This window comes from Bacillus sp. TE9106W, from assembly GCF_054062215.1.
Window position 1 is genome coordinate 1 of the sequence record NZ_JBSSFA010000025.1, and the last position, 17,728, is coordinate 17,728.

Annotated in this window: 15 protein-coding genes and 1 pseudogene; 5 read left to right on the plus strand and 11 right to left on the minus strand. The window is 35.8% G+C overall.

All coding sequences use genetic code 11. From position 1 onward, the window contains the following. The first annotated feature begins 702 nt into the window (after window positions 1-702). A complete protein-coding gene (locus tag ACVWY7_RS26465) occupies window positions 703-3,747 on the plus strand; it encodes an efflux RND transporter permease subunit (protein ID WP_212114908.1) in 3,045 nt (1,014 codons plus the stop codon). 224 nt (window positions 3,748-3,971) lie between these two features. On the opposite strand, the gene pstA is transcribed toward ACVWY7_RS26465, so the two are convergent. The 3 genes from pstA to ACVWY7_RS26480 form a co-directional block, all read right to left on the minus strand. After that, window positions 3,972-4,892: a phosphate ABC transporter permease PstA gene (pstA, locus tag ACVWY7_RS26470; RefSeq protein WP_000994131.1), complete on the minus strand. Its 921-nt coding sequence runs from the start codon at window positions 4,890-4,892 to the stop codon at window positions 3,972-3,974. A gap of 2 nt (window positions 4,893-4,894) precedes the next feature. Beyond that, window positions 4,895-5,785 (minus strand): phosphate ABC transporter permease subunit PstC, encoded by an 891-nt coding sequence (gene pstC, locus ACVWY7_RS26475; protein WP_000676681.1) that lies wholly within the window; start codon window positions 5,783-5,785, stop codon window positions 4,895-4,897. 70 nt (window positions 5,786-5,855) lie between these two features. After that, window positions 5,856-6,755 (minus strand): phosphate ABC transporter substrate-binding protein PstS, encoded by a 900-nt coding sequence (locus ACVWY7_RS26480; RefSeq protein WP_000245119.1) that lies wholly within the window; start codon window positions 6,753-6,755, stop codon window positions 5,856-5,858. 512 nt (window positions 6,756-7,267) lie between these two features. On the opposite strand from ACVWY7_RS26480, the gene ACVWY7_RS26485 reads away from it, so the two are divergent. Genes ACVWY7_RS26485 through ACVWY7_RS26495 form a run of 3 tightly spaced genes read left to right on the plus strand, consistent with a single transcriptional unit; the run spans window position 7,268 to window position 9,622 of the window. Continuing rightward, a complete protein-coding gene (locus tag ACVWY7_RS26485) occupies window positions 7,268-7,525 on the plus strand; it encodes a FeoA family protein (RefSeq protein ID WP_000252989.1) in 258 nt (85 codons plus the stop codon). After that, window positions 7,522-8,244 carry a FeoB small GTPase domain-containing protein gene (locus ACVWY7_RS26490; RefSeq protein ID WP_105989801.1) on the plus strand — a complete coding sequence of 241 codons (723 nt, stop codon included), beginning with the start codon at window positions 7,522-7,524 and terminating at the stop codon, window positions 8,242-8,244. The genes ACVWY7_RS26485 and ACVWY7_RS26490 overlap by 4 nt, the downstream gene beginning before the upstream one ends. After that, entirely contained in the window at window positions 8,222-9,622 is a 1,401-nt protein-coding gene (locus tag ACVWY7_RS26495) for a nucleoside recognition domain-containing protein (RefSeq protein ID WP_000443601.1), read from the plus strand. Before ACVWY7_RS26490 ends, ACVWY7_RS26495 begins: the two co-directional genes overlap by 23 nt. 61 nt (window positions 9,623-9,683) lie before the next feature. Here the strand turns inward: ACVWY7_RS26495 and ACVWY7_RS26500 are convergent, their stop codons facing one another. From ACVWY7_RS26500 to ACVWY7_RS26535, 8 genes are all read right to left on the minus strand, one after another. Next, complete coding sequence (locus tag ACVWY7_RS26500) at window positions 9,684-9,821, minus strand: hypothetical protein (RefSeq protein ID WP_000493983.1); 138 nt, start codon at window positions 9,819-9,821, stop codon at window positions 9,684-9,686. A gap of 11 nt (window positions 9,822-9,832) precedes the next feature. Beyond that, window positions 9,833-10,999 carry a spore germination protein GerLC gene (gene gerLC / locus ACVWY7_RS26505; protein ID WP_000681659.1) on the minus strand — a complete coding sequence of 389 codons (1,167 nt, stop codon included), beginning with the start codon at window positions 10,997-10,999 and terminating at the stop codon, window positions 9,833-9,835. Continuing rightward, window positions 10,983-12,107 (minus strand): spore germination protein GerLB, encoded by a 1,125-nt coding sequence (gene gerLB, locus ACVWY7_RS26510; RefSeq protein ID WP_000802018.1) that lies wholly within the window; start codon window positions 12,105-12,107, stop codon window positions 10,983-10,985. The genes gerLC and gerLB overlap by 17 nt, the downstream gene beginning before the upstream one ends. Further along, the gene (gene gerLA / locus ACVWY7_RS26515; RefSeq protein WP_139242351.1) at window positions 12,108-13,586 is read right to left on the minus strand and encodes a spore germination protein GerLA; all 1,479 of its coding nucleotides are present in this window, start codon (window positions 13,584-13,586) and stop codon (window positions 12,108-12,110) included. It abuts the gene before it with no gap. Between the two features lie 102 nt (window positions 13,587-13,688). Beyond that, entirely contained in the window at window positions 13,689-15,161 is a 1,473-nt protein-coding gene (locus tag ACVWY7_RS26520) for a sodium:solute symporter family protein (protein ID WP_212114898.1), read from the minus strand. Next, a complete protein-coding gene (locus ACVWY7_RS26525) occupies window positions 15,158-15,355 on the minus strand; it encodes a DUF3311 domain-containing protein (RefSeq protein ID WP_000719858.1) in 198 nt (65 codons plus the stop codon). The genes ACVWY7_RS26520 and ACVWY7_RS26525 overlap by 4 nt, the downstream gene beginning before the upstream one ends. A gap of 1 nt (window position 15,356) precedes the next feature. After that, window positions 15,357-16,532 (minus strand): amidohydrolase, encoded by a 1,176-nt coding sequence (locus ACVWY7_RS26530; RefSeq protein ID WP_073525614.1) that lies wholly within the window; start codon window positions 16,530-16,532, stop codon window positions 15,357-15,359. 132 nt (window positions 16,533-16,664) lie between these two features. Then, a complete protein-coding gene (locus tag ACVWY7_RS26535; protein ID WP_033681933.1) occupies window positions 16,665-17,375 on the minus strand; it encodes a C39 family peptidase in 711 nt (236 codons plus the stop codon). 101 nt (window positions 17,376-17,476) lie between these two features. Between ACVWY7_RS26535 and ACVWY7_RS26540 the strand changes: the two are divergent. Then, a pseudogene (locus ACVWY7_RS26540) lies at window positions 17,477-17,629 on the plus strand (amino acid permease); the annotation flags it as partial. Window positions 17,630-17,728: the final 99 nt, after the last annotated feature.

The following is a 17,728-nucleotide window of genomic DNA, read 5'->3' on the forward strand; positions in this document are numbered from 1 at the left end:
CCAGGATCAAACTCTCCAATAAAGTTAGTTTGTCTAGCATCTAAAATAAAAATTGACGTTTCACGTTGTTTGTTTCGTTCAGTTTTCAAAGAACTTGTCCGCCGCTCAGAAGCGACTTCATCATATTAACATCTTCATTTTTCGATGTCAACTAAGTTTTAAAATTTCTTTTTTGTCGTTTTCTGCGTTTCCTCATCAGCGACGTTTATTAATATACCATCATGGTTTTTAAATAACAAGTGTTTTTTTAAAAAAACACAAAAAAATATTCACCCTAGTTTCTTCTATATAGATACACATCACCCCGTTCTAGGGAAAACAACTATTTAACTTGTATATCAGTACACTCTAATTGACCAAACTACATTCCATAATCCCTTCCTATCTTCTCTCATTCTCTTCTATATTAAAGCCCATAACCATTCACTTCTCTATCAACTAATATATGCATCCACACTAAAAAAGGAAATAGATTCGCTCCCCCATCGAATTTTTACGGAAAGCACGAATCCAACCGCAATTTCAGATGAGAGTCTTATCACCCTACGAATGTCGGAATAAATAACGAAATCCCAACAAAAACATTAACTTAAGATTATTGTTAGAATTTTTTTACATTTAATTAATGAAAAATATCCATTTTTTGTTATATAGTAAAAAGGACGCACTAAACTATAAATAAACCAATGGAGGAATTACTTTATGGATAGGTTAACGAAGTTTTCATTAAAAAACCGCGCCGCTGTTATCATCATGGTTTTTCTTATTTCCATACTCGGTGTTTATTCCGGCTCTAAATTACCTATGGAATTTTTACCTAGCATCGATAATCCCGCAGTCACCGTCACAACTTTATCTCCAGGACTCGACGCTGAAGCAATGACAAAAGAAGTAACCGATCCCCTTGAAAAACAATTTCGCAATTTAGAACACATCGACAACATCACCTCATCTACGCACGAGGGATTATCACGTATCGATATCGCATATACATCCAAAGCAAATATGAAAGATGCCACACGTGAAGTTGAAAAGGCCATTAATACAATTAAATTACCTAAAGATGCAACTAAACCGATAGTTAGCCAATTAAATACTTCTATGATTCCACTCGCTCAAATTGCAATCCAAAAGCAAAACGGATTTTCAAAAGCAGATGAAAAACAAATCGAAAAGGAAATCGTACCACAACTCGAAAGCATTGATGGCGTTGCCAACGTTATGTTTTTTGGAAAATCAACTTCTGAATTATCTATTATACTAGATCCAAACCAATTAAAAGATAAAAACGTAACAACGGAACAAATATTAAAGGTTTTACAAGGAAAAGAAACTTCCACTCCAGCTGGAGCTGTTACCGTTAATAAAGAAGAATATAACCTTCGTGTCATCGGGGATATAAAAAATGTAGATGACATTAAAAACATCACTGTTGCGCCTCAAGTTAAATTGCAAGATGTTGCTCAAATTGAACTTAAACAACACTACGATACAATCTCACATATAAACGGTGAAGAAGGCACTGGATTAATCATCATGAAAGAACCAAGTAAAAATGCAGTTGCAATTGGAAAAGAAATCGATAAGAAAATTAAAGATATAAGTAAACAATATAAAGATCAGTTTTCTATTAAACTTTTAGCATCAACTCATGAGCAAGTTGAAAATGCAGTTACTAGTATGGGAAAAGAAGTAATCCTTGGAGCAATTGCTGCAACTCTAATTATCTTAATCTTTTTACGTAACTTCCGAACGACACTCATTGCTGTTGTCAGTATTCCATTATCTATTTTATTAACACTCTTTTTACTACACCAATCTAACATCACACTTAACACTCTAACACTTGGTGGTTTAGCCGTTGCAGTTGGACGTCTCGTCGATGATAGCATCGTTGTCATTGAGAATATTTTCCGCCGTTTACAAAAAGAATCTTTCTCTAAAGATATTATTCTCGATGCAACGAAAGAGGTCGCCGTCGCAATTACTTCTTCTACTTTAACAACGGTCGCTGTTTTTTTACCTATCGGCCTCGTATCAGGAGTAATCGGAAAATTAATGTTACCTATGGTATTAGCGGTTGTATATTCTATACTATCATCCTTACTCGTCGCACTAACAGTTGTTCCACTTATGGCTTTTTTACTACTCAAAAAAATAAAACACAAAAAGCCAAGTTCTTCACCACGATATGTCGCTACATTAAAGTGGGCTCTTTCGCATAAATTCATTATTCTACTTACTTCTTTTTTATTATTCGCAGGATCGATTGCCGCCTATGTACTACTACCGAAAGCGAATATAAAATCTGAAGACGACACAATGTTATCTATTAACATGACTTTCCCAGCTGATTACGCTCTTGAAACACAAAAACAAAAAGCCTTTGATTTCGAAAAGAAGCTACTTTCTAATTCAGATGTAATGGATGTTATTTTACGAATGGGATCTAGCGCAGAAGATGCACAATGGGGACAAACGACGAAAAATAATCTTGCCAGTATATTTGTAGTCTTCAAGAAAGGCTCTGATATTGATCAATATATTAAAGAGTTAAAAAAAGAACATAAAACTTTTGAACCCGCTGAACTTGATTATATAAAAACGAGTTATTCAAGCTCTGGTGGCGGCAATAATTTGCAATTCAACGTAACAGCCACTAACGAAACGAATTTAAAAAAGGCTGCTACTATCGTCGAAACAAAACTAAAAAACATGGATGATCTTTCTAAAGTAAAAACGAATTTAGAGGACTCTAAGAAAGAATGGCAAATCCATGTTGATCAAACAAAGGCCGAACAACTAGGATTAACACCAGAATTAGCAGCTCAACAAGTGGCATTCCTTATGAAGAAATCACCTATTGGTGAAGTGTCAATCAATAATGAAAAAACTACTATTATGATAGAACATAAAAAAGAAAGCATTACTAAACAAGAAGACATTTTAAACACAAACATACTATCACCTATTAATGGACCAATCCCTTTAAAAGACATTGCAACTATTTCAGAAAAACAACTCCAAACAGAAGTCTTCCATAAAGATGGAAAAGAAACGATTCAAATTACAGCAGAAGCTTCAAATGAAGATTTAAGTAAGGTAAGCGCAGAAGTGAACAAAGCGATAACCGACTTAGATTTACCTAGCGGAGCCAAAGTAAATATCGCAGGCGCCACTGAATCTATGCAAGAGAACTTCACAGATTTATTCAAGATTATGGGGATTGCAATCGGGATTGTATATTTAATTATGGTTATTACCTTCGGACAGGCGCGTGCTCCTTTTGCAATCTTGTTCTCCTTGCCATTAGCTGCTGTCGGCGGTATTTTAGGATTAATTATTTCAGGAACACCAGTTGATGTAAATTCCTTGATCGGCGCATTAATGTTAATCGGGATTGTCGTTACAAACGCTATCGTATTAATAGAAAGAGTGCAACAAAATCGGGAACACGGCATGGAAACGAGAGAAGCCTTACTAGAAGCAGGATCCACTAGATTACGCCCAATTATTATGACAGCTATAACAACAATCGTCGCTATGCTACCACTCCTATTCGGTCAATCACAAGCAGGAAGTATGGTATCAAAAAGTTTGGCAGTCGTTGTCATCGGCGGTTTAGCAGTCTCAACTGTCCTTACATTAGTAGTCGTTCCAGTTATGTATGAACTATTAGATAAAATCGGGAGAAAAAGACGCTCTCGTAGAAAAATAAACACTTCTACAGAAACACCTGATATTTAAACGAAAAAGCGTTATCTTCACGAATGAAGATAACGCTTTTTCTCTACCTACTCATATAATCCATCTTTTCATCCCACTATTTGTGAGCAGTAAAACCCCACTGTTTAAAATTTCACTTTATCTATATAACGAATTACAAATTCAACAATCGCTATACCTTTTCCTTTTATATTAAAATACAAAAAGAACCCCCTACTTATAAGTAGGGAGTTCCTCTTTACAGCTTATGCTGCTTTTACCTTCTTCGTCGTTTTACTTTTTCTTTTCGCTCCTGTAAAACGTTTGTGCAATATAGATGCTACTAAGCGTGAAATAACATTGAATAGTAATACCATAATAATTAATACAGCTGCAGATTTTGTCGCGATCAACTTCGCATCTGGGATAATCCCTTCAGAATTTAACTTCCAAATGTGAACCGCTAACGTTTCAGCTGGTCTAAATGGATTTAAGGGATGAGCAGGACTTGAGAAGTCCGCTGCTGAATTTAAAATCGGGGATGTTAAACCCGCTGTGTAAATTAACGCCGCCGCTTCACCAAATATACGACCTGCCGCTAAAATAACGCCTGTAATAATTTGTGGTAGTGACGACGGAATAATAATACGAGTGATCGTTTGCCACTTTGTTGCACCTAATCCAAGACTCGCCTCTTTCACATTAGAAGGAACCTCTGAAATCGCATTTTCACAAACACGAGTTAAACCTGGCAAGTTTAAAATTGTTAAAGCAAGGGCACCACCCATTACTGTGTATCCCCATCCTGTCATTGTAACGAACACTAACAAACCGAATAAACCAACAACAATAGAAGGTAAAGATGCCATTGTCTCAATACATAAACGAACAAAGTTTAAAAAACGCCCTTGTTTTGCATACTCTGCTAAATATATTCCAGCACCTAATCCGAGAGGAATAGATATAATAAGCGTTATAACAAGCATATAGAAAGAATTGAATAACTGCGGACCAATCCCACCACCAGCTCTTGTATTGCTTGGTTCTCCAAACAAGAAATTAGGATCCCAAAAACCCCATCCCTTTTGTAAAATCTCAAACACTAAGAACACTAGCAAAGCTACAACTAAAGCTGCAATCGCATAAAAGATACCTGTCCAAACTTTATTTACCGTTCTTGCATTCATTATTATCGCTCACCTCTTTGTCCAATTGCTCGAATTACTAAAATAAACAGGAATGAAATAACAAGTAAAATCATTGCTAAAGTCCATAACGCATTGTTCCAAGCAGTTCCGTTTAATGTATTTGTCATGTCCATTGTCAAAATACCTGTTAACGTTGCTGTCGGACTATATATTCCTTCTGGTAATTTAATCGTGTTCCCAATTACCATTTGAACTGCTAATGCTTCACCAAAAGCACGCGCTAAACCTAAAACAACACCTGTTAAAATCCCTTTTTTCGCAGCAGGAACAATCACTCGGCTAATCGCTTGCCACTTCGTTGATCCTAAACCATAAGAAGCTTCTAAATAATCAAATGGAACAGAACGTATTGCATCAGAAGCGATACTAGCAATAGTAGGCAAAATCATTATACTTAATACAACAATACCTGCAATTAAACTAAAGCCCACTCCTCCAAACGAATCACGTAATAGCGGTACTAAAATCGTAACCCCTAATAATCCATATACAACCGAAGGAATACCAACTAATAATTCTAAAACAGGCTTCAATACTTTATTTCCAAACTTCGGCGAAATTAAATTCATGAATATAGCAAGAGCTATAGCAATTGGCGCACTAATAATAACCGCACCCAATGAAACTACCGTTGAACCTACAATGAAAATTACAGCCCCGAAAGTTCCCTCATCAGCATTTGGACTCCATTTTGTCGATGTTAACATTTCAGTGAACGAGATACCACTTTGCGTAAATGATTGAATTCCTTTACCGCAAATAAATGCAATAATAGCTAATGTAACTAAAACAATAAAAATACCACAAAACGTAACAAGTGATCTTCCTATATATTCACTTTTCACGTAATTAATTTGTTTTTTCCCCTTCATCACAGGACAGACCCCACTTCATAAATTGAAATGAACAGGACTGGCCTTGCAGCCAGCCCCATAAATTTTATTACTTATTTAATTTAGACATTGGAATATAACCCATATCTTCTACTTGCTTTTCAAAATCTTTACCTTTTACATAGTCAATGTAAGCTTTTGTTGCTTCTTTTGCCTCACCTTTCGTTACCATGTACTCGTAAGACCAGAATGGATATTTACCAGACGCAATGTTTTCAACTTTTGGTTCAGCACCATCAATTTTCACTGTTTGTAGCGCACCTTTTTTCTCGCCAACCATGTAAGACATTGCTAAATAACTTACTGAACCTGGAGTAGAGTTAATCGCTTGTTCTACTGCACCGTTAGAATCTTGTGTAGTACCAGTTCCATCATTGATTTTCGCATCTTTCATAATTGTTTTTTCAAATGTAGCACGTGTACCAGAAGAAGCTGGACGATTGATTACGTTAATTTTTTCATCTTTCCCGCCTACTTCTTTCCAGTTTGTTACTTTTCCAGTGAAGATATCTTGTACTTGTTGGACTGTTAAATTATCAACTTTTACATCTTTATTCACGACAAGTGCGAATGCAATACCCGCTACCTTGTTATCTACTAATTCTTTTGCCTTATCAGCATCTTTTATTTTATCTGCAGATGGAACATCTGAGTTACCAATTTGGACTGCACCAGAAGCTACTTGGTTAATTCCAGTTCCACTACCGCCACCTTGCACTTGAATAGAAACGTTTGAATTTTTCTCCATAAATTTCTTTCCAGCTTCCTCTGCAAGAGGTTGAAGTGCTGTAGAGCCTGCAGCTGCTATCGTACCTGACAATTCTTGTTTTGCATTATCGCTTCCTTTAGCATCTTTACCTGACGTCTCTTCTGCTTTTCCACATCCCACTAATGAACCCGCTACCACTAAAGCTGCTAAAGAAAATTTAATACCCTTTTTCATAACCATGTCTTGTACCCCCATTTGGATTATCACTTTTCACATTTGTCTACTTCTTTCGAACACAAATTCATTGTAGGACAATAATATTATGTGAGTGTTAAGCAATTTTTAATTTTAAGTAAATGACGATAATAATCCTTAAAAACTAGGAATCCCAACATTTATAGTTAAAGAATCCAACAAAATCCACACTAATTAAACTGTAATGTAAATTTACTCTTAACAATGTAAATTCAATGTAAATGTTTTTCACTCTTTTTCTCTTTTAGTTAAAGCTACATTTACAATTACGCTGTATTTCGTTACTTTTACGCGCCTTATTTATGCACATTACACAGAATTTCAGTAATATTTTTTAGTACAACTAAATAAATTGGAACAATTCTAAAAATAAATGAATATTTTTAAAGTACCAATTGACAGCATCATCCAATGTAGTCTACTATATTACTAACAAAAAGTTTACCTAAGGAAACTTTTTAAACTCAAACTAACAATATAGAGATGAGGTAACTTTTATGGTATCGGCTAATACAAAACCACTTTCCGAATTTAAGACTGGAGAGTTTGTACAAATTGAGAAGATACAATTAGAAGGAACTATGAAACGACGTTTATTAGATTTAGGATTTATCCCCGGCGCAACAATTAAAGTATTACAACGCAGTCCACTTGGAGATCCGGTCGCTTATCAAGTAAGCAACACAACTATCGCACTACGCAAGGAAGAAAGTTCCCTTATTTTCGGGGTATTAATAGGAGATGATTTCAGATGAGCAAACATCGCATTGCTTTAGCTGGCAACCCGAATACCGGGAAAAGTACATTATTTAATACTTTAACAGGCTTAAAACAACATACTGGAAACTGGACGGGAAAAACTGTTTTAAAAGCTGAAGGAGAATATGAACATAACGGTAGTAAATATACATTAATAGATTTACCTGGAACTTACTCACTATATTCGAATTCTGCGGATGAAGAAGTAGCAAGGGATTATATTATATTCGAAAAACCAGAAGTAACTGTAGTTGTTATCGATGCAACTGCTATGGAAAGAAATTTAAATTTAGCACTCCAAGTGATGGAGATGACGAACAACGTAGTCATTTGTATTAACTTAATTGATGAAGCTGAGAAAAAAGGCATCGTTATCGATGAAAAAAAATTAGCAAAATCACTTGGTGTACCTGTAGTTAAGATTTCCGCTCGTAACCGAGTAGGCATCGGTCATTTACTAAATGTCATTGCTAAAGTAGCAAATAAAAAGCTAATTCCAGCACCAATTAAGGTTACTTATAGTGAAAAAATCGAAAATATGATTCGAGAATTAGAACCACAAATTTATAAAGTATTCGGTGATACGTATCCAGCACGTTGGATTGCATTACGTATATTAGATGGAGATAAAAATTTCTTAACTGCACTTGAAAAACATCATAACGAACCACTTGTAAGGGAGGTCGTAATCAATGGAATCTCACTCAGCCAGTAAAGCTCTTCCATTAGACTATATTATTCAACACGCTCAAACACTTTCAAAAGAAGATATACGAGATGATATTGTCGGAGATATTTATCGAACATCTGCAAGCATCTGTAAAGAATCTGTTCAATATACAAATACGGATAAATTATATCGTTCTGAAAAACTAGATAAAATTTTCACATCTCCAATATGGGGATTCCCAATTATGCTCGGTATTTTATCTATCATTTTTTATCTTACAATCGCTGGTGCTAACGTACCATCTGATATGATTGCTGAGTTTTTCGGATGGGCCGAAGGATATTTAACTTCTTGGTTCCAAGCAGCACACGCACCTGAATGGTTACATGGCATTTTAATACTTGGTTTATTCCGTGGTATCGGCGCTGTTATTAGCGTTATGTTACCACCTATGGCCATCTTTTTCCCTATGTTCGCACTATTAGAAAACTATGGATACTTACCACGCGTTGCGTTTAATATGGACCGCTTATTCAAACGCTCTGGTGCACACGGTAAACAATCTTTAACAATGGCAATGGGCTTTGGTTGTAACGCTGCAGCTATTATGTCAACACGTATTATTGAATCACCACGTGAACGTATGCTTGCAATCTTAACAAATAACTTCGTACCTTGTAACGGTCGCTGGCCTATGTTAATTTTAATGGCCTCATTATTTATGGCTGCTGGTTATACAGGTAGTATGCAAACACTTGTTACTGCCGGCGTTGTAGTTGGAATGGTTGTAATTGGTATCGTTATGACATTAACTGTTTCTTGGGTACTATCCAAAACAGCTTTAAAAGGCGTTCCAACCCACTACACACTTGAGTTACCGCCGTACCGTAAGCCAAAGGTTTGGAATACAATTGTGCGTGCAACACTCGATAAATCAGTTTATGTTTTAAAACGAGCTGTAGTTGTAGCTGCCCCTGCGGCTGCATTAACTTGGTTACTTGCTAATATTTTCATCGGTGACACAAGTCTACTTATGTATTTTGTAAACTTCCTAGATCCATTTGCTAAAATGTTAGGACTTGACGGCTTTATTCTAGCTGCTTTCATTCTTGGACTACCAGCGAATGAAATTGTTATCCCGATTTTATTAATGTCTTACTTATCAACCGGAGCTTTAACTGAAATAGATGATTTTAATCAAATTAAAAATTTATTCTTAGAAAATGGTTGGACTTGGTTAACAGCGTTAAACACAATGTTGTTCTCACTTCTTCATTTCCCATGCGGAACAACACTGGTTAACATATATAAAGAAACAAAAAGTGCAAAATGGACATTCTTATCGTTTGCAATCCCTACCGTTATCGCCATTGTTGTGACATTCCTCTCTACACAATTGGTACATTGGTTAGGGCTTGTATAAAGCAAAGCATACATAGAAGGTATCCCCCTTCACATATGCTTTGCACGAAAGAAACCTGAAATCATTCAGGTTTCTTTTTTTGCACATCAGTATTCCAAGGCTGCGCTCCATACGTTGTGAGTTTCTTATGAATAAAGTATATAGCACCTGGAAGAATCGCCATTAATATTGTGCAACTAATTCCTAATCCAGTAAACAACTTCCATCACCTTACTTCACTTTCTTTGGTAATGCGGAACCTGAATGTTCAATTGTTGGATCAACGTGAACATTAATTTCAGCATTACTAAAATAATTCTGGCCTTGATCCCAATTCTTACTAACTTTCTTCCACTCTTTATAATTATGCCTCTTATATACCTCTCCTAATTCCAATACATCTACCTTATATTTTTTTTGAACAAGCTGTATAGACTTTTCAATACGCTTCTTCATCTCCTTTGAAATCTCTTTCTTTAAAAACTTTTCATTCATCACTTGTTTTGGTTCATTAAAATGTAACTCAGCTAATATGCCTTCTGTGGACAAATGAATATCAAACTTCGGTTTTGTAGCATTTTCAGTAGACACTTGGATCTTTCGGCGCAACTTATGAATTTCATATGTAATGAGCTGATTCTTTTTACGAACAGTAAAGAAACCTCCAATTTTTTTACCTATTACATAGTTCATTCCTAATGTTTGTTCTCCATTCAAAGTTCCAACGCACTTATTATCCTTTCCACGGATCAATGCCGCTCCTTCCATTTGTACGCCTTGTTTAGTTAACCCTAAGAGAGGTAATGCAAAACTTCGATCTGCAATCATTTTCCCTTGTACTTCACCAATTCTCGCCGCCTCAATCATTTGAGCGTTTTTCGGAGGATGTTCAGCTAACATATCAATGTACTGCGCCGGTAAGTTTTCAGGTTTTGCACTCTGTTTTAAAATAGATTCTGCATTTTTCTTGGAAACGAACAAACGAATATTTCTTCTCATTTCATGGTCACGAAAATATACATCTAACGTATTTTGCAAAACATACGGATTTGCTAGTAATTCATCCGAAAAAATAATGACTTGTATATGCGGAAAAAATAATGTTCGACTAATTTTTTTAGCAATTATTCTTATTTGCTCAAAGACGCTATCTGCTTTCGCACTTACGTTAATATAATTTTCACTATCTCCATCGCCCTGTCCACCTTGTTGTGCTAACTTACTGGGAAGTACCATCTGATACGTCCCTTTCATAATCGGATTTGATTTCTTTTTCTTCACAATATCGTAAGCTGCGCCTACTACAAAGCCTCTTTCTTCTATTTCTTCTAGTTCAGAGCACCCACTTATAGATCCAACTAAAACCATAACCATTATAATTTTAAGAAGGTGTTTCATTTCTACCATTCCTTCTTTTTATTTTATATACAATAAAAACTAGCAAAGGAGCTAATACGACAAATCCCATATCTATCCACGCTAAATACGTTCCGTAACTTGATAACGTATCTAAATTACCAGGGAGCATATTCAGCATAAAAATCAGAGGCGCGCTTCCGAAAATAAAAATATGTTTCTTCACTTTCGGAAACATGGCACAAAATAATAAAGAGGCGACGTCATAATACATTGCTGTAGTGTTATAAATAGTAATAATCCAAGTCGTAAAAAAAATTGCATCGAACCTTTCTAAAAAGCCTCCACCAATTTCAATTTCTTTCCCTAATTCAATTGTTGGATATGTCAATCCACGAGTTGTCATATACGTAAAAACACTAATACAAGTTACATAAATTAAAATGTATGAGAGCACATTTACTATCACTGCTTTCGCAACTGTCATTGGTGCCTTTTTCGCTGTCTTATCATTCAACAACACAGCATAAAACAGAGCTACCTCAAATCCAATAAATGTGAATATAGAATTTTTAACCCCAACAGCGTATTGACTTACTTCCGTTTGGAAAGCTGGAAACAAATTGTTTATTTCCATTAAATTTATATTTAATAAAGAAAGAAGCACTATTGCAATTAAAACAATAGGTAAGAACATAACATTTAATCGTAATAAAGCTGCTCTCGACCCTGCTATTCCATAGATAACAACTAATAAGAAGAAGAAAGATAGGAGCTGTACCGGCGTATCACTAAATAAATACGTTTGCGAAATAATTGCAATCATTCGCGATTCATATGCTGTCAAAGCCGCAAACGTCAATACTAAAATGCTACTAATTGTATATGCAACAGGCTTCGTCAAATGTATGCTTGTATATTGAACAAAGTTTTGTTTTGGAAATAAAATAGCCACCCTCGTTACAAACCAACCTAAAACTGCACATATCAATCCACCCAAAAGCAAAATAATCCAACCATCTGAAAATAAAGTTTGGTTTGCAATATCCCTTGGCATAGATAATGCGCCTATACCAATAATGGTCGATGATACCGCAAACCCAATTTCCCGAGATCCAATTTCTTCATCGCCATACTCAAATGGTTTCAATTATTCTCGCTCCTTTGGACGTACTGTAGAATCTTTCGTTTGTAAATATTCCGGTCTCTCTTTCAACATTGATTTTGGCATGCGAATAAACTCTTCTTTCCAATCTTTATAAAATGCGGGTGCAATTGGAGTTGTATACGGTACACCAACACTTGTTAAATTTGTAATATGAACAGCAAGCGCAATAAGAGCTAGAATGATTCCATACAAACCAAAAGCAGTCGCTGCTAAAACAAAAACGAACAATAAAATTCGAAACGTAATCGTAATGCTATATACAGGGAGAGAAAAGGTAGCGATAGCTGTAACCGCAATAATGATAACTAAAAACGGATTTACAATTCCTGCGTTCACCGCTGCTTCTCCGATTACAAGACCACCTACAATCCCAATTGTTTGCCCCATCGGTTTCGGCAACCTAATTCCTGCTTCTCGTATTAACTCCATCGTTAATGCCATCATTAACGTTTCTATATAGGCGGGAAACGGAACACCTTCCCTTGCTCCAGCAATCGAATAAGCCAATTTAGAAGGAATAAGTCCTTGGTGATATGAGACGAGCGCTACATACATTGCCGGCATTAAAACTGAAACTATACCAGAACCCATCCGCAAAATTCTTAATAAAGTCCCTATTACCCAACGCTCATAGTGATCTTCCACAGATTGAAAAATATCAACAAATACTAGCGGAGCTATAAGGGCAAACGGTGATCCATCCACTAAAATAGCTGCCTTTCCTTTCGCTAATGAGGCCACAATATTATCAGGCCTTTCTGTATTCAAAAACTGCGGAAACGGTGACAAATTATTATCTTGAATTAATTGCTCAATTGTACCCGTCTCAAAAACGACATCTGTCACTATGGATTGAAGACGCCGATCTAGCTCTTTTACAATGTAAGGATTGATAATGTCTTCTATATATACTAAAGTTACTTCTTTTTGGGATCTCTTTCCCATAATATAAGATTGAAATCTCAGCTTTGGGTCACGTAAACTACGGCGAATTAACATTTTATTTACGTTAATATCTTCATTTAATCCGACCCTCGGTCCACGTATTAAATCTTCTGTTACTGGCGGTTCTAAACTTCTTTTTTCCCAAGCTCTACTATTAATTACGATAGCAGTTTGAATATTATCAATTAATATAACTGTATCTCCCGCTAAAATCGCATTTATAATATCCGGAAACGTTGTCTTCTTACCAACTTCTGCAATAGAAATAAAGCGATCCAATAATGTTTGGACAACAGCTTCATCTTTTTGTATTTCTTCATATTGAAGCGTACGAACGACATATCTATAAACATTATCCTTATCTGTTAACCCACATAAAAAGACAACAGCACAGCGTGTAAAACTACCAGCAAGGGCAACTTCCCTAATTGTTAAATCATTAGGCGAACCTAACTCATCCCTAATTTCTTTCATAACTTCAAATAAGTTACCTTTTAGCTCTAACAAATCCCCCACCTAACTTCCTTTTCAACAAGTTTTTAGTTAGATTCCGCTAATAGAAGAAAATATATACAAAAAAAGAGCTATCTCTTTTCAAAGATAGCTCTAGCATACGAATTACTTTTCTACTATTATATTGTCTTTCTTTATAGATACATTTTTGGTGAATCCGCTAACGATAAACATCACAATCATATTCATTAACAACGCGACTATACCTACATTTAAATCTTTTATATATTGGGGGAAACCCGGAAACATCGTAGCTATAGTTGAACCAGATAAAGTAATATACGCAACCACTAACAACCCAATCCCCATCCCTGCAATTGCTCCTTGCTTCGTAATAATCTGACGTGGAAACAAACTACATACAAGTGCCGGGAAAAGTTGTGTCACTATACTATACCCCATTAACAGAAGCGCTCCTATCGTTTCTCCACCTTTAAAAGTAAACAAAACAGCTACAAGCGTTACTACAGGAACAAATAATTTCGCCACTTTTGCAACTTGTCGATCCGAAGCAGATGGGACCATTGTTCGGTAAATATTTTTCGCTAATAATGTGGAAGCGGCCATGACAAGCATAGAACCTGGAACTAATGCCGTTAAAACTCCAGCACTACCAATAATCCCAATAAACCAAGGATCGAACGTTTGAAGAGCCAGACGGAATAACGAAAGGTCTACATCTCCTCCCTTTAATCTAGGAACTTGCAAAATAGCTGCAACCCCTGCAAAGAACACGAAAAGTAAAACTAAAGAATACAGTGGCATAATGGCCGCATTTTTACGAAATACTCTTTCATTTTTTGCAGAGAAAGCAGAGGCGAATGTATGGGGCCACATATAGAAACCGAGAGCGGTTAATACAATAGTAGAAACAAACCAAGAAATGCTCATTCCTTCATCAGGTAAAGATAAAAATCCGGGTTTTGCTGCTTCTACAGCTTCAAACATTGGCTGAAACCCTCCGTAATAATGGTACGGTAAATATATACCTAAAAACATAACGATAAACAGGATCATAATATCCTTCAAAGCGGCCGTCCAAGCAGAGCCGTGTATACCTGAAACCATTACATATATCGTTATAACAATTGCGCCAATCCACACCGCGATAACTGGTGATACCCTTCCGTACGACGCTTCCGAAACGATAATTCCTAATCCTTTCAACTGTAAAACAAGGTATGGGATAATCGAAATAACTCCAATGATAGAAACGATAAGACCAAGCGCCTGACTCTTATATTTCTTCACAAAAAAATCTGGCTGTGAAACTAGATTATGCTCTTTTGCATACTTCCAAACTGGTGGTAATAAAAAATAAGATAAAATATAAGCTAACGCACCATAACCTAAAATATAAAAAGTAGGTGCTCCTTTACTATACGCCCATCCACTTCCACCTAAAAATGTGAATGTCGTATAAATTTCACCTGCCATAAGAAGAAAAACAAAAATAGTACCAAAACCTCTTCCTCCAACTGACCATTGCTCTAAATTCATATCTTTTCCATGTTGTGCCCGAATTCCTAAAAATAGTGCGAGAAACAAAAATAAAATAATGATAAGTAATGCGGTCATTTTACATCCCCCTTATTAGCAGGATCAAATACGTACACAATCCCCATACAAAGAGATGTAATAAGGACTGATAATAATATCCAAAATAATAAAAACGGCATCCCTAATATGTAAGGAGTAACTGAATTAGCAAATACGGGGCCAACAACTAAACAAAAAACTGGAATAAGTGCTAATACGTGTATTTTCTTCATCTCATTCTCCTTTACTTATGAAATTCATAATCGATGATACAAAGACTTCCACGCCAATCAGTAATGCATCTTCATCAATCGTAAAACGAGGGTGATGATGAGGATATATAATTCCTTTCTCTTTATTTCCTGCTCCGATAAAAAAGAATGTACCTGGTGCTTTTTGTAAAAATGCTGAAAAATCTTCTCCAGCCATCGTCGGCTGTAAACGAGTAACTCGTTCCCTTCCATAAAGCTGTAATGCTGTTTGCTCAATAATCTCTGTCACTTCATAATCATTTACTACTGGACGATATCCATATTCATAAGAAAACGTATATTTCGCTCCATAAGCTTCCGCCACATGCTTCACAATCCGCTCAATCCTTCTCTCTGTTTCTTCTCGCAATTCATGCTTTAAACTCCGCACTGTACCTTCAATCTCCGCTTGTGCTGGAATTACATTATGGGTTGTCCCAGCATGAAATTGCGTAACAGATACTACGAGAGAATCTAACGGATTCGTGAGGCGAGATACAATTTGCTGAAGTTGTGAAACGACTTGTGTGCCGATGGCAATACTATCAACCGTTTCATGAGGGATTCCAGCATGTCCACCTTTTCCTTCTATCGTAATTTTAAAAACATCTGGGGCAGCCATTGCAGGACCATAAATTACACCTACTTTCCCAACCTCTAATGACGCCCAAAGGTGAGCACCAACAATATAATCGACCCCTTCCATTACACCTGCCGCGACCATTTCCTCTGCTCCGCCAGGAAAGTTTTCTTCAGCATGCTGGAATAGAAAACGAACCTCTCCTTTAATCTTCTCTCTTGCTTCTACTAACTTATGTACGACTCCAAGTAATATCGCTATATGTCCATCATGGCCACATGCATGCATTACACCTGGGTATGCAGAAATAAAATCAAACTCATTTTCTTCATGAATAGGGAGAGCATCCATATCAGCACGAACCGCAATGGTTTTACCAGGCTGCTTACCAATTAATCTTGCCATTACACTATATTTAGTAGGTCTTGACACTTCTAAATGTGGAATTTTCCGAAGTATGTCGAATACAAACTGTGATGTTTTTTCTTCTTGAAAAGATAACTCTGGATACTTATGAAAATGCCTTCTCCACTCAATCAATTGATTTTTCGATACAACTAGTTCCTTCGCTACATCCATTTCTCTTCTCCCCTTCTTCACCAAGTTAAATGTTATTATAACGTGAATTGTTAACTTTTGAAAGAATCTTCTGAATTTTCTATTATGAAAACTTAAAAATAAAAAGCCATCGAAATGATGACTTTTTCATTATTATAAAATAGTAATCGCTTGTTTCCCCATTTGCTCCCACGCTTTCTCAAACTCTGCTCGTGGAACAGCGAAACGCGGATTATTTTTTAGAGGATCATTTACATATACAAAGTTTTGATCGTATCCAACTACTACTACACTATGCTCAAAATATGTAATTTTCACTTCACCAGAATTTGTATTCCATGTTTCAAAACTACTTTCAGCTAGCGGCTTAAACGTCGTATTAATAATAACCCATACTGGAGAACCAGAACTAATTACCTTATATAAATCATTCACGTCTCTATCTGTTAGATTAATTACTTTTTCAGAAACATATTTTTCCGCTAAATTAAAGATTGGTTTATTGTACACACCATATCCTGGTTCAGCTTTCGTATAAATATTTCCAACAAATCCCTCATAAGGATTTCCACGCAAACCATCTTGTTCAAATGGAACTCGATGAATTTCACTAGCAAGTTGCATCTTATCTACTTGCACACCTTTATATTGTAGCAACATAGCTAAGCTTGTCACTTCACATCCACGAGGTAATTCTGGTAACTGCTTTATAAACGGAACATTTTCAATCATAGCCGCTTCTTTCATTTCAGATAGAAAATCTAAGCGTAGCACTTGTGCCTTTTGTATAATCTTATCTTTCCCTATAAAGAACGCGACAGCAAATATAATTCCAAAAACAAAAAGATATTTTAACTTTTTCATTTTAAACAAAACTCCATTAATTATTATTTTACAGACATACCTCCTATCATTGTACCTTGCTTCTTACTAGTTTGCTAGAAAGATTCTGTGAATTATTGTTCACATTTGTTAGTTTAGCTTTCATTCCTGATCAAAGAATTGCTCTTTATTGCGTCATTCCATTTATGGTTATTTGTTGCATTTTATATCAAATGAAATATAAAAAATTTGTCACATTTGAACAACAACGGACTATCTCAAAAGGAATAAACTAAATATACAAAATATTCAGCTATTTTTTATAATAAGATAGCTTTTTTCTATTTCTTGGATATCCTGGTATAACTTTATTTATCTTAAAATTTTCACAATCG